Below are 22,476 nucleotides of genomic sequence, written 5' to 3' on the forward strand. Positions count from 1 at the left end.
AGTTTCGCCCTTTCTTTGCAACAGAAAATAAAACTAAAAATTTCTTAATAAAACGTAATCAAAATGAAAAAATCAATTTTAGCAATCGCAGCAGTTATAACACTTGCATTTACAAGTTGTACAAGTGATGGTGGACCATCTAAACCAAAAAGTTCTTTCGAACTAAAAATAGATGACTTAAAAGGAAACATTGCCGATGGAACTGTAACCTTGGATGCTTCTCAAACTTATACTTTATCTGGAGCATTAATAGTAAAATCTGGCGCAACTTTAACTATTCCTGCAGGAACAACTATTAAATCTTCTACTACAGCTGATGCAACTTCTATGTATATTGCGGTTGAAAGAGGAGCAACTATTAATATTAATGGTGAAGCTAACAATCCTGTAATTATGACATCTGGTAAAGCTTCTCCTGCAGAAAGTGATTGGGGTGGTTTAATTATTTGTGGTGATGCTAAAGTAAACACTGGAGATAACGGAACATCTGAAGTAGGCGGATTAGCTTACGGTGGAAATAACAATGCAGATTCTTCAGGAAAAATAAACTTTTTAAGAATTGAGTATACTGGTTCAAAATTTTCACCTACAAAAGAATATAACGGCGTTTCTTTCTTTGGTGTGGGTAGCGGAACAGAAGTTTCAAATATTTATGCTTTCGAAAGTGGTGATGATGGTGTTGAGTTTTTTGGTGGAGCAGTAAACGCTTCAAACATTGCAATCGTGAATGCTTACGATGATTCTTTAGATTTTGCTGATGGTTACCAAGGTACCATCACTAATGTTTACATCTCTGGAGTTTCTAAAGCTGGTATTGAAGGATCTAACAATGGAGATAATGATATTGCTGAACCGTTAACTAACGCTAAATTAATCAACGTTTCTATTGTAAAAGGTGCTGATGCTAAATTTACAGCTTCAGAGCAAGCAATTAACTTTAAAGAAGGTGGTGGAAAACACACTTACACGAACTTATTTGTTTCTGGTATTGATACATTTGCTAAGTTAGATTCAGGTACTGGTGCAACAGCTAGAATTGATGCTGGAGACTTTAAAGTAAACGGTAAGACTTTTGTAAGCACAAGTAACTTAACTACTGATTATGTAGCTGCTGAAACTGGTGCTGGAAACGGAGCAACTTTACCTACTTGGGCTACTAAAATTTCTAAAAACAACTAGTCTTTTTTACTAGTAAGAAAATATTTAATAGAAAAAGCATCCTAAATAGGATGCTTTTCTTTTTAGTTTATTTAAAAAAATTTACTTTATTGAATTTCAGATTCTTTTAAATTCGCTATAGCATTATTGCTATAATCTACTTCTTTTATGGTTTCATTAGTGTAATAAAACCATTTGCCGACTTTTTTACCATTATCATAATTTCCAGAAACAATTTTTTTGCCTGCTGTGTCAAAACTCAACCACTCACCTTGTAATTTACCATCTGCCGTATAAGTTCCAGTTTGACTTACAACGCCATTGTCATGATAATAAACAACTTCAATTAAATTAGTGTCTTTGTTAAGTTTTAAATCTCTCTTTTGTTGTCCAAAAGAAACCACAGTAATTAAAAAGGCAAAAAACAAAATAAACTTCTTCATAATTATGGGGGTTTTTAACATTATATATCAAATATACAAATTTGATAACCTTAAAACAACATTGTCTTAACATTATCATAACATTAAACAACTAACTATTTGATTATCAATTTATTCGCAATGTTAAATTTAACATTGGAAATATTAATAATTAATTAATATTAATATTACAATTAACTAAACTTAAAGATTGATATTCGCATTGTCTTAAGACGAAACAATTAGTTTTTCATATAATCTATTAGTTTTTGTCGACTACATTATCATGATTTCTAATGAGCTGCCTTAGGCCAAGGCAGCTTTTTTTTGTTTCAAACTTAATCCTCACATAACATTCAGTTAACATTGGTATCGGTTATTTGCAGCGACAAAAATTAATAAACATTATGAAAATTAAATTATTCGCATTGGCCTTGTTAGCTAGCCTAATAATGAACGCTCAAGAAACTGAAGCGCCTAAATTTGGAAAAGGACTTTTAAATCTTGTAGGTAAAGATAGTACTTGGACTATGAAAGTAGCTGCAAGAATGCAATTTTTAACAATAGTAAACTGGGACAAACAGAACGGAAAATATATCGATCCGCAATCAGAATTTACAGTTAGAAGAGCTCGATTAAAATTTGATGGTTTTGCATTTTCCCCAAAATTAGAATATAAATTAGAACTGGGATTATCTAATGACGATATTTCTGGCGCATCTGTCTATACTGGTAATGCCCCTCGATATATTCTTGATGCGGTTGTGAAATGGCATTTTGCCAAAAATTTTGAATTATGGTTTGGGCAAACTAAACTACCTGGTAACAGAGAGCGTGTAGTGTCTTCTGGTAACTTACAATTTGTTGATCGTTCTTTATTAAATAGTCGTTTTAATATTGACCGTGATATGGGTATCCAATTAAGACACCAATTTAACTTAGCTGATAATTTTATAGTAAAAGAATCTTTTGCAATATCTCAAGGTGAGGGAAGAAATATTACTACAGGGAATTTAGGTGGTCACGAATACACTACCAGAGTTGAATTATATCCATTTGGAGAATTTGCAAGTGAAGGCGATTATTCAGGAAGTGATTTAAAAAGAGAAGAAACCCCTAAGCTAGCTTTAGGAATCACTTATGATTATAATAATAACGCTGTTAAAAACCGTAGTAATCAAGGGTCTTATATGGATATTGATAACGGTACAGGCTTGTTCGAAACAAACATTAATACTATATTTATTGACGCCATGTTTAAGTACAATGGGTTCTCATTTATGGGTGAATATGCAAATAGAGACGCCAAAGACCCATATGCTAAAAACACGAATGGAACTTTAACAGGTGCCGAAGTACAAGTTGGAAATGGTTTAAACCTTCAAGCAGGCTACTTATTTAATTCTAATTGGGAATTAGCAGGTCGTTACACAAACATTTCTTACGACAAAATCATTACTGGAAGAGATATAGAAAATCAATACACCTTAGGTGTTTCAAAATATATAGTTGGTCACAAACTTAAAGTACAATCAGATATCAGTTATTTAGATTTTGGATCTAATGACAATTTAATGTACAGATTACAATTTGACATTCACTTTTAATAATAAAATCATGAAAAAAAGTATAATCATTATAGCACTTGCTTCTTTAAGCATTGCTTGTGGAAACAAAAAATCAAACAATCAAGACGGTGAAACTGTAGAATTGACCGGATCAATTTCTATCGACGGATCGGGAACAGTTTTCCCAGTATCAGAAGCTGTAGCCGAAGAATTTTTAGCTGAACAACCTAGAGTTAAAGTAACTGTTGGTGAAAGTGGAACTGGTGGCGGATTTAAAAAATTTGGTGCAGGTGTTATTGATATTTGCGATGCTTCACGAGAAATAAAGGACAAAGAAATTGAACTTTGTAAAGAAAACGGGATTGAGTATGTTCAATTAACAGTTGCATTGGATGGTATTACTATTGTAATTAATAAAGACAATACTTGGGCAAAATCGATAACTACTGAAGAATTAAAAAAATTATGGGAACCAAATAGTCAAATTACTAAATGGAACCAAATAAGAAATGAATGGCCAAACGAAGAAATTCATCTTTACGGCCCAAATACATCTCATGGTACTTACGATTTCTTTACAGAGGTGATTATGGGTGAATCTGGCGCTAGCAGAACTGATTACAATGCGGTTTCAGATTACAATGTTGCCATTCAAGGTATTCAAAATGACAAAAATGCGTTAGGTTATGTAGGTTTATCATATTATGAAGAAAACCAAGATAAATTAGGAGTTGTTGGAATCGATAATGGAAACGGTGTTGTTTTACCAAGTATAGAAACGGTTGCAAACAATACATATGCACCTTTATCACGTTCATTATTCATCTTTGTAAGTAAAAAATCTGCACAAAAACCAGAGGTTAAAAAGTTTGTGGAATTTTATTTAGACAATGCACCTGAATTGTGTAAAGAAGTTGGTTATGTACCCATGCCAGCAAGTGGTTACGACGCTGAAAAAGAAAAATTCAAAAATGCTATTAGTAGTAAATAATAGTTATTAAAATTTAACACAAATTACCGGTAAGATTTTGTCTTACCGGTATTTCATTCATATGAAGATTAAAGAAAAAATAATTGAGGTCCTTCTATTTTTATGCGCCTCCATTACAATACTAACTACAATTGGTATTGTTGTTATACTTTTATTTGAAAGTATTTCATTCTTTAAAAGCGTATCTGTTTTGGATTTTTTTACCGATACGAAATGGACACCCTTATTTAGTGAAAAACATTTTGGAATATTACCTTTAGTCTCAGGTACTTTTTTAACCTCGGCTATTGCCATTGCTGTAGCGCTTCCAGTTGGATTGACTATTGCAATTTACTTAAACATGTACGCACCTAAAAGTTTTAGAAAATCACTAAAACCACTTTTAGAAATTTTAGCTGCGGTACCTACCGTAGTTTATGGCTTTTTCGCATTAACTATTGTCACCCCATTTTTACAAAACATCTATCCAGACTTAGAAACTTTTAATTCTTTATCCGCTGGTCTTGTTATGGGTATCATGATTATACCATTTATTTCTTCTTTAAGTGAGGACGCCTTATATGCGGTGCCAAAATCGTTAAAAGAAGCAGCATTCGGAATGGGTTCAACCCGTTTTCAAACATCAATAAAAGTTATGCTTCCTGCTGCATCTTCGGGTATTATTGTTTCGGTTATTTTGGCAATTTCAAGGGCAATAGGCGAAACCATGATTGTTGCCATTGCAGCAGGACAACAAGCACAATTATCTTTAGATCCAACCATACCAACACAAACTATTACATCATATATAGTACAAGTTAGTATGGGAGATGCACCGCAAGGTTCTATTGAATATAAAACTATTTTTGCAGCTGGATTAACATTGTTTTTGTTCACTTTCGCATTAAATAGCATCAGTTTTTGGATTAAGAAAAAGTATCAAGAAAAATATGAATAATCTAAAAAAAAATAAACTTATTGATTCAGCATTCAAAACAGTAGGAATGCTATTTACGCTTTTGGGCATCATCGTTCTAGCCATTTTATTATACAACATAATTAAAGTAGGCTATACCAGAATCAATTGGGATTTTTTAACCAGTTTGCCTTCTAGGCGCGCTTCAAAAGCGGGTATTTACACTGCTATTGTAGGCACATTAGATTTAATGCTTTTAACAGTTATATTCGCAATTCCTGTTGGGGTTGGAGCAGGGATCTATTTAGAAGAGTACGCTAAAAAGTCAAGATTTTCGAGATTGTTGGAAATAAATATAGCAAACTTAGCAGGCGTACCATCAATTATTTATGGCCTTTTAGGGTTGGGTATTTTTGTGCGCTTTTTCGGGTTTGGAGGTAGCATTCTTTCGGGTGCCTTAACCATGTCGCTTTTAATTTTACCAATCATAATAGTAGCGACTAGAGAATCTATAAAAGCCGTTTCACCATCACTTAAAGAAGCCTCATTTGCTTTAGGAGCTTCAAAATGGCAAACGATACAAAGAGTCATTATACCTTCTTCGTTTGGTGGGATTTTAACCGGAATAATATTATCTTTATCTAGAGCAATTGGAGAAACAGCACCATTAATTGTTGTTGGTGCTATGGCGTATGTACCATTCATTCCACATTCTTTATTCGATACTTTCTCGGTATTACCAATGCAAATATTTACCTGGACAACGCGTCCGCAAGATGGATTTGCAATAGCAGCCGCAGGCGCCATTATCATATTACTAGCAATTACTTTTATAATGAACGGAATTGCAGTTTATTTCAGAAATAAATGGCAAAACAAATTGCAATAAGTATGGAAACAAAAATTGAAGAACAATTACCAATGGATAAAATAGTAGATAAATCATTAAAAAAAACACCAACCATAGAAGTTAATGACGCAAAAGTATGGTATGGCGATTTTATGGCTATTAAAGGCATTGATATGTCAATAAAACGCAATACGGTTACTGCATTTATTGGACCATCTGGCTGTGGAAAATCAACATTTCTTCGTCTGTTTAACAGAATGAATGATTATGTTGACGACTTTAAAATGGAGGGCAAAATTAAAGTTAATGGTAGAAACATTTATAAAGATAAAGTGCATGTTGAAGAACTGCGTAAAGAAATAGGTATGGTTTTCCAAAAACCCAATCCGTTTCCAAAATCTATTTTTGAAAATGTTGCTTATGGCTTAAAAATACAAGGAATAACAGACAAAAAACTAATAGCTGAACGTGTTGAAAAAGCATTAAGACAAGCCGATCTTTGGGAAGATGTAAAAGACAACCTAAAAAAATCTGCTTTAGCACTTTCAGGCGGACAGCAACAACGCCTGTGTATTGCACGTACTTTAGCTGTAGAGCCTTCAATTATTTTAATGGATGAGCCAACCTCGGCACTCGATCCTATTTCAACAGCAAAAATTGAAGAATTAATCTTTGAATTAAAAGAAAAATATACCATTGTTATTGTTACCCACAATATGCAACAGGCAAGTAGAATAAGTGATTACACAGCATTTTTCTATTTAGGAAAACTTATTGAGTACAATAAAACAAAAACTGTTTTTACAAACCCAGAGAAAGAACAAACGGAAAATTATATTACCGGTCGTTTCGGATAAAAAATTATAATTATGGCAAATGCTACATACCAAAGAGAAGTAATAAATCAAGCAGGTTTAGACATGCTTAACCTAAGCATTTCTCAACTTGAAAAAGCTAAAGAAGCTTTTGTAAATCACGATAGTGATTTAGCAGAAGAAGTAATGAATATTGAAAACCGCGTTAATGCTCTTGACCTAAAAATTGAAAAGGATTGCGAAAAATTTATAGCACTTTACAATCCCGTTGCAATAGATTTAAGGTTTGTTATGGCCATTCGTAAAATAAATTATGATTTAGAGCGTATTGCAGACCACGCATATGGTATTTCGAAATATGTGGTTGATGTTGATAAAAAAATTCCAGCAAACTTAATTGCCGCCGTAGAATTTGATAAAATGTTTGCTACCATTTTATTAATGTTTGAAAGTATTACAGATGCCTACGAAAACAAAAATGTAAAAGCAGCCAGAAAAGTATTCAAAAAAGATAAAATTTTAGATGAAATAAATGTTCAGTCTTTTTCAATTATTGAATCAGAAATAAAAAAAGACACCAGTATTATTGCTGAAGCCCTTCTTCTATTTTCTGTAGTTAAAAAATTTGAACGTGTAGGCGACCATATTAAAAATATTGCCGAAGAAATTATTTTTTATATTGATGCAGAGGTGTTAAAACACAACAAAAAAAAATAAATCATTTAACAAATAAATAAAAAAGGAAGCCGTTTTGGCTTCCTTTTTTATTTGATAACAATTTATTTAATTTAAAAAATATTATTTAAGTACTTTTGCACCGTTAATATAACAAAAATATTATGGAAAACATATACTTATATATGATTATCGCACTTGCCATATTAGCAATCGCTGATTTGGTGGTAGGAGTAAGTAATGACGCAGTAAACTTCTTAAACTCTGCCATTGGCTCTAAAGCCATTTCATTTAAAACCATCATGATTGTTGCCAGTTTTGGTATTGGTGTTGGAGCATTATTTTCTAGTGGCATGATGGAAGTTGCTCGTAATGGCATTTTCAATCCTGGAGAATTTATGTTTAGTGAAATCATGATTATTTTCATGGCGGTTATGATTACAGATATTTTGCTGTTAGATTTTTTCAATACTATGGGCATGCCTACTTCTACCACGGTATCCATTGTATTCGAATTATTAGGCGCCTCAGTAGCCATCGCGCTTATTAAAATAGGACATGACGGCGGAAGCTTTAGCGAAATTGTAAATTACATTAACACCTCTAAAGCCACCGAAATTGTTTCAAGCATATTACTTTCTGTTGCCTTATCGTTTTCAATAGGAGCATTTGTTCAGTGGATTTCTAGACTTTTATTGTCTTATAATTTTGAAAAGAAAGCTAAATGGGTAGGTGCTTTATTTGGTGCTATCGCCATTACATCTATTGTGTATTTCATATTTATGAAAGGTATCGGCGGAACTAGCTTCGCGAAAGAATCTTTCGATTTCACTGATGGGGAAACCATTAAAGACTTTTTAAAGCATAATGCACTTTATATTTTAGCCATTAGTTTTGTGCTTTGGTTCTTAATATCTTACACTTTAATACAGTTAGCAAAAACAAATATTTACAAATTAATTATCCTAATAGGTACGTTTTCATTGGCATTGGCATTTGCCGGTAACGATCTTGTAAATTTTATTGGACCATCTATTGGAGCGTATCAATCGTATTTAGATTTTACAAATCCTGCAGTTAATACTTTGGGATTAGCAGCTACCGAATTTTCAATGGAAAGTTTAGGAGCAAAAGCTTCAACACCAACTGTATTGTTATTTATTGCTGGACTTGTAATGGTTATAACACTTTGGTTTTCTGCTAAGGCAAAAAATGTAATGAAAACCGAAATAGATTTAGCAAGTCAAGGAGACACCAAAGAACGTTTTCAACCAAACTTTTTATCTCGTGGTTTTGTAAGGTTCGCCATGTTGTCATCACAAATGACATCTTATATATTGCCAAAATCTTGGCAAGAAAAAATTGATAAGCAATTTGAAATTCCAGTTATAGCTTTAAATAAAGATAAAAATTATGAATTGCCTGCTTTCGATATGGTAAGAGCTGCTGTAAATTTAATGGTTGCAGCTGCTTTAATATCTGTAGCTACTTCAATGAAACTACCATTATCTACAACTTACGTAACGTTTATGGTTGCTATGGGTACATCATTGGCAGATAGAGCTTGGGGCGCAGAAAGTGCGGTATATAGAGTTGCAGGTGTTTTAAATGTAATAGGAGGATGGTTTTTTACTGCAATAAGTGCCTTTTTTGCTGCAGCTTTAGTAGCTTACTTATTAAATCTGAACGTAAACATCATGTTCCCAATTTTATTGGTAACAGCTTTTGCTTTAATAATAAAAAGCTCGATTGCATTTAACAAAAAATCAAAAGAAGGAAAAGCCGAGGATAGTTTAACGAAGGCTGAAAGTAGCTCAATTCAAGGTGTTATCCATGAAAGTGCAAAAAACATCACAAACGTTGTTAAACGTGGTAACAGAATTTATACTAATGCCATAAATGGATTAGCGAAGCAAGATTTGGCATTATTAAAAAAGAATAAAAAGCAAATTGTTAAGTTATCAGATGAAGTTGATGAACTAAGAGATAATATTTTTTATTTTATTAAAAACTTAGATGAATCCAGTCTTGCTGCAAGTAATTTTTATATTCACATTTTAGGCTATCTTCAAGATATGACCCAATCTTTAGAGTACATTACTAAAGTAAGCTATAAACACGTTAACAACAATCATAAAAAATTAAAATTCAATCAAATTAAAGAATTAAAAGAGGTTGATGAACGATTTGAAATCTTTTTCAATAACACTCAAAATGCCTTCGATTCCAGATCGTTTGAACAAATAGGTGTTATTTTGGGAAGAAAACAAGAGATTTTAGGATTGGTAACTTCTAAAATTCAAAAACAAGTAGAGCGTACGCGCACTGATGAATCGAGCCCTAAAAACACAACCTTATATTTTAGTTTATTATTAGAAACTAAAGATTTATTAAATGCGACCATGAATCTTTTAGAGGAGTATTATAATGCGCATGATGGTTCTGTAAAACCAGCAACCGTTGAGGCTCCACAAACAGACTCTAAAAAATAAATAACTGATAAGTTTACAATCATTACAAAAGCCATCTTAGTTAAGATGGCTTTTGTTGTTTATTTAATTTATTTACCTTTGTTCGAAATTATAAATAATATACAATGATTTCAGCAAACGAGTATTTTGATAGTAATGTAAAATCTTTAGGCTACACAACAGCTACCGGAAATTCTACTTTAGGGGTTATGAATCCTGGAGAGTATGAATTTGGAACTTCTAAGCACGAAACTATGCGTGTTATTGAAGGAGAAATGACTGTTAAGTTACCCGGAAGCACTGAATGGGTTACTTATAAAGCTGGTGAAGCTTATGAAATAGATGCTAACAAAAAATTTCAAGTTAAAGTATCTACACAAACATCCTATTTATGTCAATATAAATAACAGTATTGAAAATTCCATAAAAAAAGCACCTCAATAGAGGTGCTTTTTCACAACACTTAACTTGAAATTCCTTTCAAATATCCTTAAATTAGAATTGGGACAAATTTATTAAGATCCGCACATTAAACAATCATCGCCTTGTCCAGCTTTAGATTGTGCGATAAGCGCTTTCATTTCTTCAGCACTCATAGGCTCAATTTCTGGAGCTGGTTGTTGCTTTGCAAATTTAACAGCGTTCTGTTCTGCCACATGCTTTTTCTGATCTTGAGCAACTCCTTGGTTTACTACTTCTACTTCCTCGGCCGCTGGCTCTTCTTTTTTAGTTGTTGCTAATGTAAATTTAATAGCATCTACGGCGCTCTTAGTACGCAAATAGTACATACCTGTTTTTAAACCACTTTTCCATGCGTAAAAATGCATAGAAGTTAATTTTGCCATGGTAGCGCCTTCTAAAAATAAGTTTAATGATTGTGATTGATCAATAAAATATCCGCGTTGACGTGACATGTCAATAATATCTTTCATACTCAATTCCCAAACGGTTTTGTACAAGTCCTTAATATCTTGAGGGATAATATCAATGCCTTGTACCGAACCATTGGCTCTCATGATTTCTTGTTTCAAACCATCATTCCATAAGCCTAATTCCACTAAATCTTCCAGTAAATGCTTGTTTACTACAATAAACTCACCAGATAACACACGACGTGTATAAATATTAGAAGTGTAAGGCTCAAAACACTCATTATTTCCTAAAATTTGAGAAGTTGACGCTGTTGGCATTGGTGCTACCAAAAGCGAATTACGAACCCCATGTTTAATAACCTGTTTGCGTAATTTATCCCAATCCCACATACCACTTAATTCATCATTCTTTAAGCCCCATAAATTATGTTGAAAATCGCCTTTACTAATTGGAGACCCTTTAAAAGTTTGATAAGGACCATCTGCTTTAGCCTCTTCCATACTAGCTGTTACCGCAGCGAAATAAAGCGTTTCAAAAATATCTTGGTTTAATTTTTTAGCTTCATCACTTGTAAAAGGCATACGCAATTGTATAAACGTATCTGCCAACCCTTGTACGCCAAGACCAATAGGGCGATGACGCATATTAGAGTTTTCAGCCTCTGGTACCGGATAGTAATTTCTATCTATAACGCGGTTTAAGTTTTTTGTTACTCGTTTGGTAATACGGAATAGTTCTTTATGGTCGAACTCGCCATTTTTAACAAACATTGGTAACGCAATAGAAGCTAAATTACATACAGCTACTTCATCTGGAGAGGTGTACTCCATAATTTCTGTACATAAGTTAGATGAACGAATGGTTCCTAAATTTTGTTGATTCGATTTACGGTTTGCCGCATCTTTATACAACATATATGGTGTTCCGGTTTCAATTTGAGATTCTAATATTTTCTCCCAAAGTTCGCGTGCTTTAATAGTTTTTCTTCCCTTTCCTTCTGCTTCATATTTTAAGTATAAAGCTTCAAAAGCATCGCTATGCACCTCATCCATTCCTGGGCATTCGTTAGGGCACATTAACGTCCAAGGACCATCTTCTTGAACACGTTTCATAAACAAATCTGAAATCCACATCGCATAAAATAAATCACGTGCACGCATTTCTTCTTTTCCGTGGTTTTTCTTTAAATCTAGGAAGTCGAAAATATCGGCATGCCATGTTTCAATATAAATAGCAAAACTTCCTTTTCTTTTTCCACCTCCTTGATCTACATAACGTGCTGTATCGTTAAACACCTGTAGCATGGGCACAATACCATTACTTGTTCCGTTTGTACCAGCAATGTAGCTTCCAGTAGCACGAATATTATGTATAGCTAAACCAATACCTCCAGCAGATTGCGATATTTTAGCAGTTTGTTTTAGTGTATCGTAAATACCATCAATACTGTCATCCTTCATTGTTAATAAGAAACAAGACGACATTTGCGGTTTAGGTGTACCTGCATTGAATAAGGTTGGTGTAGCGTGTGTAAAATATTTTTTAGACATGAGCTCATAGGTTTCAATTACCGACTCTAAATCGTTTAAATGAATTCCTACAGCTACACGCATCAACATATGTTGTGGACGTTCGGCTATTGCACCATTAAGTTTTAACAGGTAAGAACGTTCTAGTGTTTTAAACCCAAAATAATCGTAACCAAAATCACGGTTATAAATAATATTAGAATCTAAAACATCTTTGTTTTTCATAATAACCTCGTAAACATCATCGGCTAAAAGCGGTGCGTCTTTACCGGTTCTTGGATTTACATAAGTATAAAGGTCGTGCATAACCTCACTAAATGTTTTTTTGGTGTTTTTATGCAGGTTAGAAACCGAGATACGAGCAGCTAAACGTGCGTAATCTGGGTGTGCAGTTGTCATGGTTGCAGCAATTTCAGCAGCTAAATTATCAAGTTCGCTAGTGGTAACACCATCGTATAAACCTTCAATCACACGCATAGTTACTTTTAATGGGTCAACTAATTCGTTTAAACCGTAACATAATTTACGCACCCTTGCGGTGATTTTGTCGAACATAATTTGTTCTTTTCTGCCGTCTCTTTTTACTACATACATAATTTTACACTGTTTTTAAGTTTTTCTGACACACCTTCAGAAAAACGGTTAGTTGATTATTCCAAATACTATCTAATTAATAACTAGCTTAGTACTTAGTGGTTTAGTTGGATTAATAAAATTTATTCAAATTCTCATTTTAACTGAAATTCTTCAGCGAAAGTGTATGAGAATAACACTTTTATAAATTATAGAAAGCTTTTCTTATGATTGATTTTAATGATTAAAAATCGGCATCAAAAGTAAATTTGTCTTTTTCTTCTTCTTTATTAAGAACACCTGCTTTTTGGTATTCAGACACACGTTTCTCGAAGAAATTAGTTTTTCCTTGCAATGAAATCATGTCCATAAAATCGAATGGATTTGCTGTATTATATTCTTTATCACAACCTAACTCAAATAATAATCTGTCGGTTACAAACTCTAAATATTGCGACATTAGATTCGCATTCATACCAATTAAACTAGCTGGTAATGACTCTGTTATAAACTCACGCTCAATATCCAAAGCTTCAACCAAAATTTCTCTAATACGGTCTTTTGGCACTTTATTTACCAAATGCTTGTTATGCAAGTGCACCGCAAAGTCGCAATGCACACCTTCATCACGAGAGATCAACTCGTTTGAGAATGTTAAGCCAGGCATTAAACCTCTTTTCTTTAACCAGAAAATAGAACAAAATGCTCCAGAAAAGAAAATGCCTTCTACGGCAGCAAATGCAATTAAACGTTCTGCAAAACTTGGAGATTCAATCCATTTTAATGCCCAATCTGCTTTTTTCTTAATAGCTGGAAAGTTCTCTAAAGCATTAAACAATAAGTCCTTTTCTTTTTCGTCCTTAACATACGTATCAATTAAAAGCGAATAGGTTTCACTATGGATGTTTTCCATCATGATTTGAAATCCATAAAAGAATTTCGCCTCACTATATTGCACTTCGCTTACAAAATTTTCTGCTAAGTTTTCATTTACAATACCATCACTAGCTGCAAAAAAGGCTAAAATGTGTTTTATAAAATAACGCTCGTCATCGTTCAATTTATTTTTCCAGTCTGTAAGGTCTTGATGTAAATCAATTTCTTCTGCAGTCCAAAAACTTGCCTCCGATTTTTTATACCATTCCCAAATATCATGATGTTCGATAGGAAAAATAACAAAACGATTCTTGTTTTCTTGTAGAATGGGTTCTATTGACTGAGACATTTTTTTTGGTTTTTTTTAAAGTTAAACGAAAATCTGCACCGATTTAGGGAGTAACAAAGATTGAAAAATGCAATTTAAAATGAAAGGTTTAGTTATAAACATTGTCAACAAGTTTTTAACAATTAAAGAATTACCAAACAAAATGAAGTTTACAAAAAAAAAGTGTTAAAAATCTGTTTTTCAATATTTTATAATTTTTGAATTTTCAAAAAGTTTACAGGAAAAAATAAGTTTTTTAATTTTAAACCCCTTATTTTAAAGGTGTTTTGGAGGTTTATTTTTAGTTATTAGAACTTGTTAGCAACCTTTTCTAATTCCGAATACCAGTCGGCTCCAAATTTTCTAATTAAGGCTTCTTTTACAAATTTATAAATGGGAATTTGCAATTCTTTTCCAAGCGTACAGGCATCGTCGCAAATTTCCCATTTATGATAATTGACTGCTGAAAATTCGCTATACTCTTGTACGCGTACAGGATACAAATGGCACGACACTGGCTTTTTCCAAGAAATTTCGCCTTGATTATAGGCCTCTTCAATAGCACACAATGCTACTTTTTTTTCATCAAAAATTACGTAAGCACAATCGGCACCATTAATTAAAGGCGTTTCCAAATCGCCCTCTTCAGAGGTAATATATATGCCCTGAGATTCTATGGCTTTAATTCCTTCTTTTCTTAAAAAAGGTTTCACTTTAGGGTATATTTCTTTTAATATATTGGCTTCCTCTTTTTCTAAGGGTGCGCCAGCATCGCCATCAATACAGCAAGCGCCTTTACATGCAGATAAATTGCATATAAAATCCTTTTCAATAATATCTTCTGAAACGATGGTTTTCCCTATTTGAAACATATCCTTTAATTATATTGTAGTGGGCAAAAATAACTAAACTTTAGCGTTTAATACTATAGATATTGTATACAATCCTATACTTTTGCAACAAAATATAAAAAGCGCAAGCATGCAACTTAATTTTAAAGAAATATTTACTGCTTTTATGGTATTGTTTGCCGTAGTAGATATTGTTGGCAATATTCCTATAATAATAGATTTACGAAAAAAGGTAGGTCATATTAATAGTAGAAAAGCGGCAATTATTTCAGGCATTATCATGGTGTCGTTTTTATTTCTTGGGAAAAGTATTTTAAACCTAATTGGTATTGACGTAAATTCTTTTGCTGTTGCAGGTTCATTTATTTTATTTTTTATTGCTTTGGAAATGATTTTGGGCATCACACTTTATAAACATGAAGAACATACAGCAGATACCGCTTCGGTATTCCCATTAGCATTTCCACTTATTGCGGGCCCGGGTAGTTTAACAACACTACTATCGTTACGAGCAGAATTTAAAACCGAAAACATTATAGTTGCTATTATATTAAACGTTATTGTTATTTTTATTGTCTTAAAAACATCTAAAACCATCGAACGCTTTTTAGGGCAAAACGGCATTAGTATTGTTAGAAAAGTTTTTGGTGTGGTATTACTAGCCATTGCTGTTAAACTGTTTGCCCATAATATTAAAGCGTTGTTCGAAATCATATAACCTAAAAAAAGATGAAAATTTTAACCATTATAATTAGTATACTTGCCTTGGCCCTTATTGCTTTTAACTTCACTCAAGTGAATTTCGAATCTCCTTTTGAAGGCGAAAGCATGATTGCTTTAATTACCATTTTAGCAGCACTTTGTGCCATTGTTATGATGCTTATTTTAAGAATTTCTAAACGAATAGAAGAAAAAGTAAAAGGTCGCCGCTAATGTTTGATGCTTTAATAATTGGTGGTGGTGCGGCAGGTTTACAATGCGCTTTAATATTAGGGTCTGCAAAAGACAAACCTTTTGCAGAAAACAAACACATTGGCATTATTGTTCACCAAAAAACATCCCACTTACAAACAGCTTTATTTAACAATGTGCTTGGTTTAGCGCCGGGAACTACTGGTGAATCTATTTTAAATGAAGGCAAAACGCAATTAAAAACCTTATACCCACACGTTGAACAAATTGAAAACGAAAAAGTTTTAGAAATTTCAAAAACTGAAGGTGTTTTTAATGTAAAAACTAACAAACATGCTTACAAAAGCAAAACAGTTGTAATTGCTGTGGGTTACACCAATTTAATGACCATAAAAGGTTTAGAAAAACATATAGACCCGCACCCTAGAGCAGCCATTGAAAAAGACCGTATTTGGTTAAAAAATATTGACCATTTAGTTGAGGACAACCTATATGTTGCAGGCTCGTTAGCGGGATGGCGCAGCCAATTTGCCATTTGTGCTGGTAGTGGCGCCCATGTAGCTACCGATATTTTAACGCTTTGGAACGGTGGAAAGCATGTGAAGGTACATGATAAAGTTGGCTAAAAAATAGAGAGAGATTACCTCTTCCCCTTACTCAACTCAATAACCTCTTCAATCATAATATCATGCTGATTGAAAACCTCTTCAAAAGCACCCAAACCATAAAGCTGGTCTGCCAATGTAGCTTTTAAATATTGCTTTACCTCATCGTGATACGCTACAAAGGTTAATTGAGATTCGGTTCTTTTATTCAAATACTCTTGAAACGCATAAACCATATCCTCGCTAATTTGAAACGTTTCAATAAAATCCTGTCTTGAAATACCTTTATATTTTTTTCGATTTTTTTCTAAGGTTTCAAATATAAAGTACCCAATAAACCCACGGCGTAGTAAAAAAGTTAGCGTTTCATTTTGCATACCACTGTCTATTGGTACAAACACATCTGGAATGATACCACCTCCACCATACACTGTTTTCCCTTTTGGGGTTTTATATTTTAAAGAATCGGCTATCTGGATTTTCTCTGGATCTAAAAGTTCGCCACTATCTAATCTTTCAAAATACTCATCGTAATAATCTTTATTTCCTTTACTATATGGCCGTTGAATAGAACGACCTGTTGGGGTATAATATCTTGACACGGTTAAACGCACCGCACTGCCATCTCCCAAATCCATTTCGCGTTGCACCAAGCCTTTACCGTATGAACGACGCCCTACAATAGTACCCTTATCATTATCTTGCAATGCGCCCGCAACAATTTCACTTGCCGATGCTGAGTTTTCGTTTATGAGCACGTACAGTTTCCCGTTCTCAAAATCACCTTTTTCAGTAGCGAAGCTTTTTTCTATACTACCACGTTTGTTTTTTGTAAACAGAATTAACTTATCATCCTCTAAAAACTCATCTGCAATTTGTTCTGCAATACCTAAAAACCCACCTGGGTTATCACGTAAATCAAGCACTAACTCTTTTGCACCTAAATCCAACAGTTTATCTAAACCTTTTTTAAATTCTTTATAAGTACTTTCTGCAAAACGGTTAATTTTTATATAACCCAATTTATTGCTTAGCATGTAGGCTGCATCGACACTTTTTATTGGAACGTGAGAACGTTTTACTGTAAAATCGAGCAGTTTTGGTTCGCCTTTTCTAAATACCTTTAAGTTGACTTTACTGTTTAGTGGTCCTTTAAGTTTTTTTACCAATTCACCATCGTTCAACTTATTGCCAAAAAGGGTATCGCCATCGGCCATAACAATACGGTCTCCACCCCTTATTCCAGCTTTGGCACTTGGCCCGCCTTCTATCGCCCTAATAACGGCTATGGAGTCTCGATACGGGTAAAAACTAACACCAATACCAACAAAATCGCCTTTCATGCTTTCGGCAACACTTTCCATGTCTTCTTTGGGAATATATACCGAATGCGGATCTAGATTTTCTAAAATACCGTTTACCGTAACATCTACAATACTATCGGTATTAACATCGTCTACATAATCGTAATCAATATAATCTATAAGTCTGTTAAGCTTATCTTTTTTGCTGTTTTTCGAGAATAATTTATCGGGTACATCGCTAAAATTTAACTTGCCCCCAATAAAAATACCCGCAGCAATAGCTACGCCTATTATTAATGGTAAATATTTCTTTTTATATGGCATTAGGCTTGTAACTCTTCAATTTGTTTTAACTCAATTCCTGCTTTTTTTAAGAATTTTAATCCAGAATCGTCTTTATAGGCTTCATGAAATACCACTTTTACAATACCTGCTTGATGAATGAGTTTGCTACATTCTTTACATGGCGACATAGTAATATAAAGTGTGGCACCTTTACACGATTGGGTTGATGCTGCCACTTTTAAAATTGCATTTGCTTCGGCGTGCAGTACGTACCATTTGGTGTAACCATCATCGTCTTCACAAAAATTTTCAAACCCTGATGGCGTACCGTTATAGCCGTCTGATATAATCATTCTATCTTTTACAATAAGGGCACCTACTTGTCTGCGTTTGCAATAGGATAGCTTACCCCATTCTTGTGCAATTCTTAAATAAGCTTTATCGTATTTAAGCTGTTTTTTTTCTGGCATTAATTCTATTTAAAATTTGGGCGTTTCCCTATCGGGTCGGGCTATACGTTGCAATCTTTTGCAAAAAAGCAAAAGTATTTTCACTTCTATCCCTAACGCGAAATACTATAACGAATATACTTGGTTCGTATTTTAATTACAACGCAAGTTCGTTAAAGTTTTTAGAAAGTTTGCAAAATAACGGTAAGTTTTAATAAGAAACGCTGTTTGCGTTAGGGACAGCAACGGAAAGCCCACAGCGAGGTACGAGCGAGGACTTGTAGTGAATAGCCCGACCCTTGTGGTAACGCCCAAATTTTAAACTATGCTAAAAAATCACTATTAAGTATCATGGGGATTACCAAACCAACTACAATGGCAGAAATTACCATAATCCAATCGCGTTTGTTGAACCTGAATATGGTTTGCATAATGTAGCCTAATAGCAAAACTGCAAACACAATGATTATTTGAGCCAACTCGATACCTAAAGCAAATTCTAGTAATAGCACTATTTTATTATCGGAATCACTTAATAGCATTTTAAACTCACGAGCAAAGCCTAAACCATGTATTAAACCAAAGAAGAGTGTTGACAAAAATAAGACCCCTACTTTTTCTTTTTGGGCGCCTTTGCCAGAGGTAAACACATTAAAGAGCGCTACAATTAGTATGGTTATAGGTATAAGAAATTCCACCATACCTGCTTGAACACTAATAATATCGTACACTGCCAAAACAAGAGATAGTGTGTGCCCTAATGTGAACATGGTCACTAATAACAAAACGCGTTTCCAATCTTTGAATAAATACGGAACAGTTAAAACAATAAGAAACAACACGTGGTCGTAGGCTTTTACATCTAGTACGTGGTTGATGCCATATTGAACGTTAAACCAAAAATTATCGAACATAATACTATTTAGGATTTAGGGAAAACCAAATATACAATTATTTAGAATTGTTTAACGATGTGCTATATTTTTTATTGAGTTGAGTAAGCATCTCTTTGGTGATATCTTCAAGGTTGAATTGATGTTTCCATTTCCAATCTTGTCTTGCATACGAATCGTTGATACTTTTTGGCCAACTATTAGCTATGTCTTGCCTGTAATCTGGGTTATAGGTAATTCTAAAATCTGGTATTTTCCTTTTTATAGATTCGGCAAGCTCTTTTGGCGTAAAACTAATGGCTGCCAAATTGTATGATGACCTTATTTTTACAGCATCTTTATTGGCTGTCATAATATCCACGGTTGCTTTTATGGCATCGTCCATAAACATCATTGGTAATTCGGTGTCTTTAGTTAAAAAGCAATCATAAAACCCATCGGTTATGGCTTTATGATAAATTTCTACTGCATAATCGGTTGTGCCACCTCCAGGTAATGTTTTCCAACTAATAATCCCTGGGTAGCGCAAACTGCGCACATCTACTCCATATTTTTTATGATAATATTCACACCAGCGTTCACCAACTTGTTTGGTAATACCGTAAACGGTAGATGGCTCCATAATAGTATATTGCGGGGTATATTCTTTAGGCGTGGTGGTGCCAAATACAGCAATGCTTGATGGCCAAAATACTTTTTTTATAAATTTTGCCCGAGCTAAATTCAGCACATGAAACAGCGATTCCATGTTTAAGTCCCAAGCTTTCATGGGGTATTTTTCGCCTGTAGCACTTAAAATAGCTGCCATTAAATAAACTGTATCAATCTTATATTTTTCAACACATACTTTAACGCTTGCGTAGTTTTGCGCATCTACAATTTCGAAAATACCAGAATTAACAATATCTAAATTACTGTAACTAATATCACTGGCAATTACATTTTCAGCACCATATAATTCCCTGAGCTTAAATGTTAACTCTGACCCAATTTGCCCACAAGCACCAATTATTAATATTTTAGACTTCATTTAATGCAATATTTGTATATTTTTATCAAAAATAATAAGTTTTTATTGATAATATCGTATTATAAAAATGAAATATTGCGAATACTATCGCGAACTATCTAACAAAAAAAAGAAACGAATCTTATATCTTTGCTTTTTATATGATATATTTTAACTATGAATTTTAAATATTTAAGTGTTTTGTGTTTTTTGGTTGTGGCATTTTCTTGTAAAAAAAACGAAGAGCAAAGTGATGTAACGTTTGATAAGCCCAACGACAGTTTGGAAATTAAAACAAAGGACATTTCGAAAATTAAGTACACCGATTATATTTTAGACAGCCGAACAGAAGATGTTACCATAAATTGGAATGCATACAAGCAATTACAGGATGTTATAAAAAATATAAAAAAAGCCGATTTAAGTTTCTTTCACAATAACACAAAAGAAATTAAAGAGTTAATAAACAACTTAAAACAAACCATCCCTAGCAATGTAAATAGTCCCTCTATTTTAGCTAGAATTTCGGCTTTAGAAACCAAGATTTTAAAACTAGAAAGTTTATCAAATTTATCAACTACAACAAAAGATGAGCTTCTTACCAATATAAAAGAATTTTTAATAGCGTTTTCTAATTTAAATTTACAAATGAATAAAAAGACAGAAAACGATAATATTATTATTGAAAAACCTTAAATCTTGTTAGTATCAATAAAAAAGCGGCAAACATGATAGAATGTTTGCCGCTTTTTTATCGTTTAGTTTCCTTAATTTTTAGGTTGTGCTGCTTGTGCTTGTAACACTTGTTTTTGTCTTAACAATTCGTTTTTTGTTAACTGTATTAAATTAAAGTTTGGAGACAGCTTTAGGGTAGCGTCTAAAATATCTACAGCTTTATCAATATTTACTTTTTTGTCTTTGTTATAAGTAGACAACGCATTCAAGTACATAAAAGCCGATTTTAATGATACTTCATAAGGTGTTTGTGTTTCGTAAAATGCCTTTTTCATATCGTCTTTAGCATTTGTTAACCCATAAGTAATGTGCTTATCTGCTTCGGTTAGCTTCTGTGTTTGTAAACAAAGTTCTGCTAATTCATACGCGATTAAAGCATTTGGGTTTCTTTTAAACATTTCTTCAAATTGCCCAATGGCTAATTCTGGTTGTTTAACAGCCTTTAAAGACACAGCTTTTACCTCTATAGCAATGTCTGAATCATCAACCATTCTTTCATAACCTATAGTGTTTAAGGCCTGTATGTATTTATCTTCACTCATATAAATATAAGCTAGTGTATCCATTCTTGCTGGAGAAGGCGATAGCACATTTAAGTGCGTCATAGCGTTTATGATACCTTGAACATCTCCTTGTTTTTTCATTTGCTTATAATAAGCTTCATAATGCTTCAATAAATCATAGTTGCTTTGTGCACTCATTATAAAACTACTCACCAATAATCCTAATACAAATAATCTTTTCATTGTTTATAATATTTTAAAGGGCTAAAACTATAAAAAATTAACATTTAAACTCTTAAAAGTATATTAATTATTTCCGTTTACAATTAATAATTAATATTCTTAAGATGCCAATCTTAATTTAATGCCAGATGAAAAAGGCATTATTAGGAAAGTTTAAAAAAAATAAGTACTTTAGGTTTATTAAAAATAAAAATTATGGGAATTAAAAGTTTTTTAGCCTCTAGAAAAAATCAGCAAAAGAGCAGCGCAGATTTGCCTATTAAGGTTAGTGATTATATGTCTACAAACCTGATAACCTTCAAACCTGAGGAACTTATGGAAAATGTTATTGATTCCTTAATTAAGAACAGAATTTCTGGTGGCCCTGTTGTAAACGACGAGCATGAATTAGTTGGTATTATATCTGAAGGTGATTGTATTAAACAAATAAGTGAAAGCAGATACCACAATTTGCCTATGGAAAATAATACCGTTGAAAAATGTATGGTTATAAATGTTGAAACCATTGATGGAAACATGAATATTTTCGATGCTGCTAATAAGTTTTTGGAATCAAAACGCAGACGTTTTCCCATTGTTGAAAACGGAAAATTGGTGGGTCAAATAAGTCAGAAAGACATATTGAAAGCTGCTATTGCTTTAAAAGGACAGACTTGGTAATAT

The 22,476-nt window shown here is 33.2% G+C and carries 23 protein-coding genes; 14 read left to right on the forward strand and 9 right to left on the reverse strand.

All coding sequences use genetic code 11. The features are described from left to right. Positions 1 to 63 precede the first annotated feature (63 nt). Positions 64 to 1,179 carry a hypothetical protein gene (locus VP395_RS07450; RefSeq protein WP_346241147.1) on the forward strand — a complete coding sequence of 372 codons (1,116 nt, stop codon included), beginning with the start codon at positions 64 to 66 and terminating at the stop codon, positions 1,177 to 1,179. A gap of 86 nt (positions 1,180 to 1,265) precedes the next feature. On the opposite strand, the gene VP395_RS07455 is transcribed toward VP395_RS07450, so the two are convergent. Continuing rightward, positions 1,266 to 1,601 carry a toxin-antitoxin system YwqK family antitoxin gene (locus VP395_RS07455; protein WP_346241148.1) on the reverse strand — a complete coding sequence of 112 codons (336 nt, stop codon included), beginning with the start codon at positions 1,599 to 1,601 and terminating at the stop codon, positions 1,266 to 1,268. A 386-nt stretch (positions 1,602 to 1,987) separates the two neighbouring features. Between VP395_RS07455 and VP395_RS07460 the strand changes: the two genes are divergently transcribed. The 8 genes from VP395_RS07460 to ppnP all read left to right on the forward strand — a co-directional run bounded on the left by VP395_RS07460 (position 1,988) and on the right by ppnP (position 10,252). Next, on the forward strand, positions 1,988 to 3,187 hold the full coding sequence (locus VP395_RS07460; protein ID WP_346241149.1) for a porin: 1,200 nt from the start codon (positions 1,988 to 1,990) through the stop codon (positions 3,185 to 3,187). Positions 3,188 to 3,197: 10 nt separating this feature from the next. Further along, a complete protein-coding gene (locus VP395_RS07465) occupies positions 3,198 to 4,139 on the forward strand; it encodes a PstS family phosphate ABC transporter substrate-binding protein (protein ID WP_346241150.1) in 942 nt (313 codons plus the stop codon). A 61-nt stretch (positions 4,140 to 4,200) separates the two neighbouring features. Further along, complete coding sequence (pstC, locus tag VP395_RS07470) at positions 4,201 to 5,076, forward strand: phosphate ABC transporter permease subunit PstC (RefSeq protein WP_346241152.1); 876 nt, start codon at positions 4,201 to 4,203, stop codon at positions 5,074 to 5,076. Beyond that, positions 5,069 to 5,923 carry a phosphate ABC transporter permease PstA gene (pstA, locus tag VP395_RS07475; protein WP_346241153.1) on the forward strand — a complete coding sequence of 285 codons (855 nt, stop codon included), beginning with the start codon at positions 5,069 to 5,071 and terminating at the stop codon, positions 5,921 to 5,923. The genes pstC and pstA overlap by 8 nt, the downstream gene beginning before the upstream one ends. 32 nt (positions 5,924 to 5,955) lie before the next feature. After that, positions 5,956 to 6,741 carry a phosphate ABC transporter ATP-binding protein PstB gene (pstB, locus tag VP395_RS07480; RefSeq protein ID WP_346241784.1) on the forward strand — a complete coding sequence of 262 codons (786 nt, stop codon included), beginning with the start codon at positions 5,956 to 5,958 and terminating at the stop codon, positions 6,739 to 6,741. A 12-nt stretch (positions 6,742 to 6,753) separates the two neighbouring features. Continuing rightward, positions 6,754 to 7,416 (forward strand): phosphate signaling complex protein PhoU, encoded by a 663-nt coding sequence (gene phoU / locus VP395_RS07485; protein ID WP_346241154.1) that lies wholly within the window; start codon positions 6,754 to 6,756, stop codon positions 7,414 to 7,416. Between the two features lie 122 nt (positions 7,417 to 7,538). Next, positions 7,539 to 9,866, forward strand: coding sequence for an inorganic phosphate transporter (locus VP395_RS07490; protein ID WP_346241156.1), 2,328 nt, complete (start codon positions 7,539 to 7,541; stop codon positions 9,864 to 9,866). A gap of 104 nt (positions 9,867 to 9,970) precedes the next feature. Next, positions 9,971 to 10,252: a pyrimidine/purine nucleoside phosphorylase gene (gene ppnP / locus VP395_RS07495; protein WP_346241157.1), complete on the forward strand. Its 282-nt coding sequence runs from the start codon at positions 9,971 to 9,973 to the stop codon at positions 10,250 to 10,252. 108 nt (positions 10,253 to 10,360) lie between these two features. Here the strand turns inward: ppnP and VP395_RS07500 are convergent, their stop codons facing one another. The 3 genes from VP395_RS07500 to VP395_RS07510 form a co-directional block, all read right to left on the reverse strand. Then, the gene (locus tag VP395_RS07500) at positions 10,361 to 12,841 is read right to left on the reverse strand and encodes a ribonucleoside-diphosphate reductase subunit alpha (RefSeq protein WP_346241158.1); all 2,481 of its coding nucleotides are present in this window, start codon (positions 12,839 to 12,841) and stop codon (positions 10,361 to 10,363) included. A gap of 223 nt (positions 12,842 to 13,064) precedes the next feature. After that, positions 13,065 to 14,045, reverse strand: coding sequence for a ribonucleotide-diphosphate reductase subunit beta (locus VP395_RS07505; protein WP_346241159.1), 981 nt, complete (start codon positions 14,043 to 14,045; stop codon positions 13,065 to 13,067). Between the two features lie 287 nt (positions 14,046 to 14,332). Next, positions 14,333 to 14,896, reverse strand: coding sequence for a DUF3109 family protein (locus tag VP395_RS07510; protein WP_346241160.1), 564 nt, complete (start codon positions 14,894 to 14,896; stop codon positions 14,333 to 14,335). A gap of 109 nt (positions 14,897 to 15,005) precedes the next feature. Between VP395_RS07510 and VP395_RS07515 the strand changes: the two genes are divergently transcribed. The 3 genes from VP395_RS07515 to VP395_RS07525 are packed head-to-tail and all read left to right on the forward strand — an operon-like array spanning position 15,006 to position 16,413. Beyond that, positions 15,006 to 15,593, forward strand: a complete 588-nt coding sequence (locus VP395_RS07515) for a MarC family protein (RefSeq protein ID WP_346241161.1) — start codon at positions 15,006 to 15,008, stop codon at positions 15,591 to 15,593. 11 nt (positions 15,594 to 15,604) lie between these two features. Then, positions 15,605 to 15,808 carry a hypothetical protein gene (locus tag VP395_RS07520; protein ID WP_346241162.1) on the forward strand — a complete coding sequence of 68 codons (204 nt, stop codon included), beginning with the start codon at positions 15,605 to 15,607 and terminating at the stop codon, positions 15,806 to 15,808. Next, complete coding sequence (locus VP395_RS07525; RefSeq protein ID WP_346241163.1) at positions 15,808 to 16,413, forward strand: NAD(P)-binding domain-containing protein; 606 nt, start codon at positions 15,808 to 15,810, stop codon at positions 16,411 to 16,413. The genes VP395_RS07520 and VP395_RS07525 overlap by 1 nt, the downstream gene beginning before the upstream one ends. A 14-nt stretch (positions 16,414 to 16,427) precedes the next feature. On the opposite strand, the gene VP395_RS07530 is transcribed toward VP395_RS07525, so the two are convergent. The 4 genes from VP395_RS07530 to VP395_RS07545 all read right to left on the reverse strand — a co-directional run bounded on the left by VP395_RS07530 (position 16,428) and on the right by VP395_RS07545 (position 20,353). Further along, entirely contained in the window at positions 16,428 to 18,020 is a 1,593-nt protein-coding gene (locus VP395_RS07530; RefSeq protein ID WP_346241164.1) for a S41 family peptidase, read from the reverse strand. Next, positions 18,020 to 18,451 carry a deoxycytidylate deaminase gene (locus VP395_RS07535; RefSeq protein WP_346241166.1) on the reverse strand — a complete coding sequence of 144 codons (432 nt, stop codon included), beginning with the start codon at positions 18,449 to 18,451 and terminating at the stop codon, positions 18,020 to 18,022. The genes VP395_RS07530 and VP395_RS07535 overlap by 1 nt, the downstream gene beginning before the upstream one ends. Before the next feature lie 302 nt (positions 18,452 to 18,753). Further along, positions 18,754 to 19,344 (reverse strand): HupE/UreJ family protein, encoded by a 591-nt coding sequence (locus VP395_RS07540; RefSeq protein ID WP_346241168.1) that lies wholly within the window; start codon positions 19,342 to 19,344, stop codon positions 18,754 to 18,756. A 37-nt stretch (positions 19,345 to 19,381) separates the two neighbouring features. Beyond that, a complete protein-coding gene (locus VP395_RS07545; RefSeq protein ID WP_346241170.1) occupies positions 19,382 to 20,353 on the reverse strand; it encodes an NAD-dependent epimerase/dehydratase family protein in 972 nt (323 codons plus the stop codon). A gap of 156 nt (positions 20,354 to 20,509) precedes the next feature. On the opposite strand from VP395_RS07545, the gene VP395_RS07550 reads away from it, so the two are divergent. After that, complete coding sequence (locus tag VP395_RS07550) at positions 20,510 to 21,028, forward strand: hypothetical protein (RefSeq protein WP_346241172.1); 519 nt, start codon at positions 20,510 to 20,512, stop codon at positions 21,026 to 21,028. 71 nt (positions 21,029 to 21,099) lie between these two features. Here the strand turns inward: VP395_RS07550 and VP395_RS07555 are convergent, their stop codons facing one another. Further along, entirely contained in the window at positions 21,100 to 21,813 is a 714-nt protein-coding gene (locus VP395_RS07555; protein ID WP_346241173.1) for a hypothetical protein, read from the reverse strand. Positions 21,814 to 22,008: 195 nt separating this feature from the next. Here VP395_RS07555 and VP395_RS07560 point away from each other — a divergent pair, with 195 nt between their 5' ends. Beyond that, positions 22,009 to 22,473: a CBS domain-containing protein gene (locus VP395_RS07560; RefSeq protein WP_346241174.1), complete on the forward strand. Its 465-nt coding sequence runs from the start codon at positions 22,009 to 22,011 to the stop codon at positions 22,471 to 22,473. Positions 22,474 to 22,476 lie beyond the last annotated feature (3 nt).

The sequence above is a fragment of the Mariniflexile soesokkakense genome (genome assembly GCF_039650365.1).
Classification (GTDB): domain Bacteria; phylum Bacteroidota; class Bacteroidia; order Flavobacteriales; family Flavobacteriaceae; genus Mariniflexile; species Mariniflexile soesokkakense.

Bases quoted from the DNA above. Each gene is read 5' to 3' on its own strand.
- VP395_RS07505 (WP_346241159.1), bottom strand. From the start codon at position 14,045: ATGTCTCAGTCAATAGAACCCATTCTACAAGAAAACAAGAATCGTTTT.
- VP395_RS07535 (WP_346241166.1), bottom strand. From the start codon at position 18,451: ATGCCAGAAAAAAAACAGCTTAAATACGATAAAGCTTATTTAAGAATT.
- VP395_RS07530 (WP_346241164.1), bottom strand. From the start codon at position 18,020: ATGCCATATAAAAAGAAATATTTACCATTAATAATAGGCGTAGCTATT.
- pstA (WP_346241153.1), top strand. From the start codon at position 5,069: ATGAATAATCTAAAAAAAAATAAACTTATTGATTCAGCATTCAAAACA.
- pstC (WP_346241152.1), top strand. From the start codon at position 4,201: ATGAAGATTAAAGAAAAAATAATTGAGGTCCTTCTATTTTTATGCGCC.
- VP395_RS07545 (WP_346241170.1), bottom strand. From the start codon at position 20,353: ATGAAGTCTAAAATATTAATAATTGGTGCTTGTGGGCAAATTGGGTCA.
- VP395_RS07465 (WP_346241150.1), top strand. From the start codon at position 3,198: ATGAAAAAAAGTATAATCATTATAGCACTTGCTTCTTTAAGCATTGCT.
- pstB (WP_346241784.1), top strand. From the start codon at position 5,956: ATGGATAAAATAGTAGATAAATCATTAAAAAAAACACCAACCATAGAA.
- VP395_RS07460 (WP_346241149.1), top strand. From the start codon at position 1,988: ATGAAAATTAAATTATTCGCATTGGCCTTGTTAGCTAGCCTAATAATG.
- VP395_RS07550 (WP_346241172.1), top strand. From the start codon at position 20,510: ATGAATTTTAAATATTTAAGTGTTTTGTGTTTTTTGGTTGTGGCATTT.
- phoU (WP_346241154.1), top strand. From the start codon at position 6,754: ATGGCAAATGCTACATACCAAAGAGAAGTAATAAATCAAGCAGGTTTA.
- VP395_RS07455 (WP_346241148.1), bottom strand. From the start codon at position 1,601: ATGAAGAAGTTTATTTTGTTTTTTGCCTTTTTAATTACTGTGGTTTCT.
- VP395_RS07515 (WP_346241161.1), top strand. From the start codon at position 15,006: ATGCAACTTAATTTTAAAGAAATATTTACTGCTTTTATGGTATTGTTT.
- VP395_RS07510 (WP_346241160.1), bottom strand. From the start codon at position 14,896: ATGTTTCAAATAGGGAAAACCATCGTTTCAGAAGATATTATTGAAAAG.
- VP395_RS07555 (WP_346241173.1), bottom strand. From the start codon at position 21,813: ATGAAAAGATTATTTGTATTAGGATTATTGGTGAGTAGTTTTATAATG.
- VP395_RS07520 (WP_346241162.1), top strand. From the start codon at position 15,605: ATGAAAATTTTAACCATTATAATTAGTATACTTGCCTTGGCCCTTATT.
- VP395_RS07540 (WP_346241168.1), bottom strand. From the start codon at position 19,344: ATGTTCGATAATTTTTGGTTTAACGTTCAATATGGCATCAACCACGTA.
- VP395_RS07525 (WP_346241163.1), top strand. From the start codon at position 15,808: ATGTTTGATGCTTTAATAATTGGTGGTGGTGCGGCAGGTTTACAATGC.
- VP395_RS07490 (WP_346241156.1), top strand. From the start codon at position 7,539: ATGGAAAACATATACTTATATATGATTATCGCACTTGCCATATTAGCA.
- ppnP (WP_346241157.1), top strand. From the start codon at position 9,971: ATGATTTCAGCAAACGAGTATTTTGATAGTAATGTAAAATCTTTAGGC.
- VP395_RS07500 (WP_346241158.1), bottom strand. From the start codon at position 12,841: ATGTATGTAGTAAAAAGAGACGGCAGAAAAGAACAAATTATGTTCGAC.
- VP395_RS07560 (WP_346241174.1), top strand. From the start codon at position 22,009: ATGGGAATTAAAAGTTTTTTAGCCTCTAGAAAAAATCAGCAAAAGAGC.
- VP395_RS07450 (WP_346241147.1), top strand. From the start codon at position 64: ATGAAAAAATCAATTTTAGCAATCGCAGCAGTTATAACACTTGCATTT.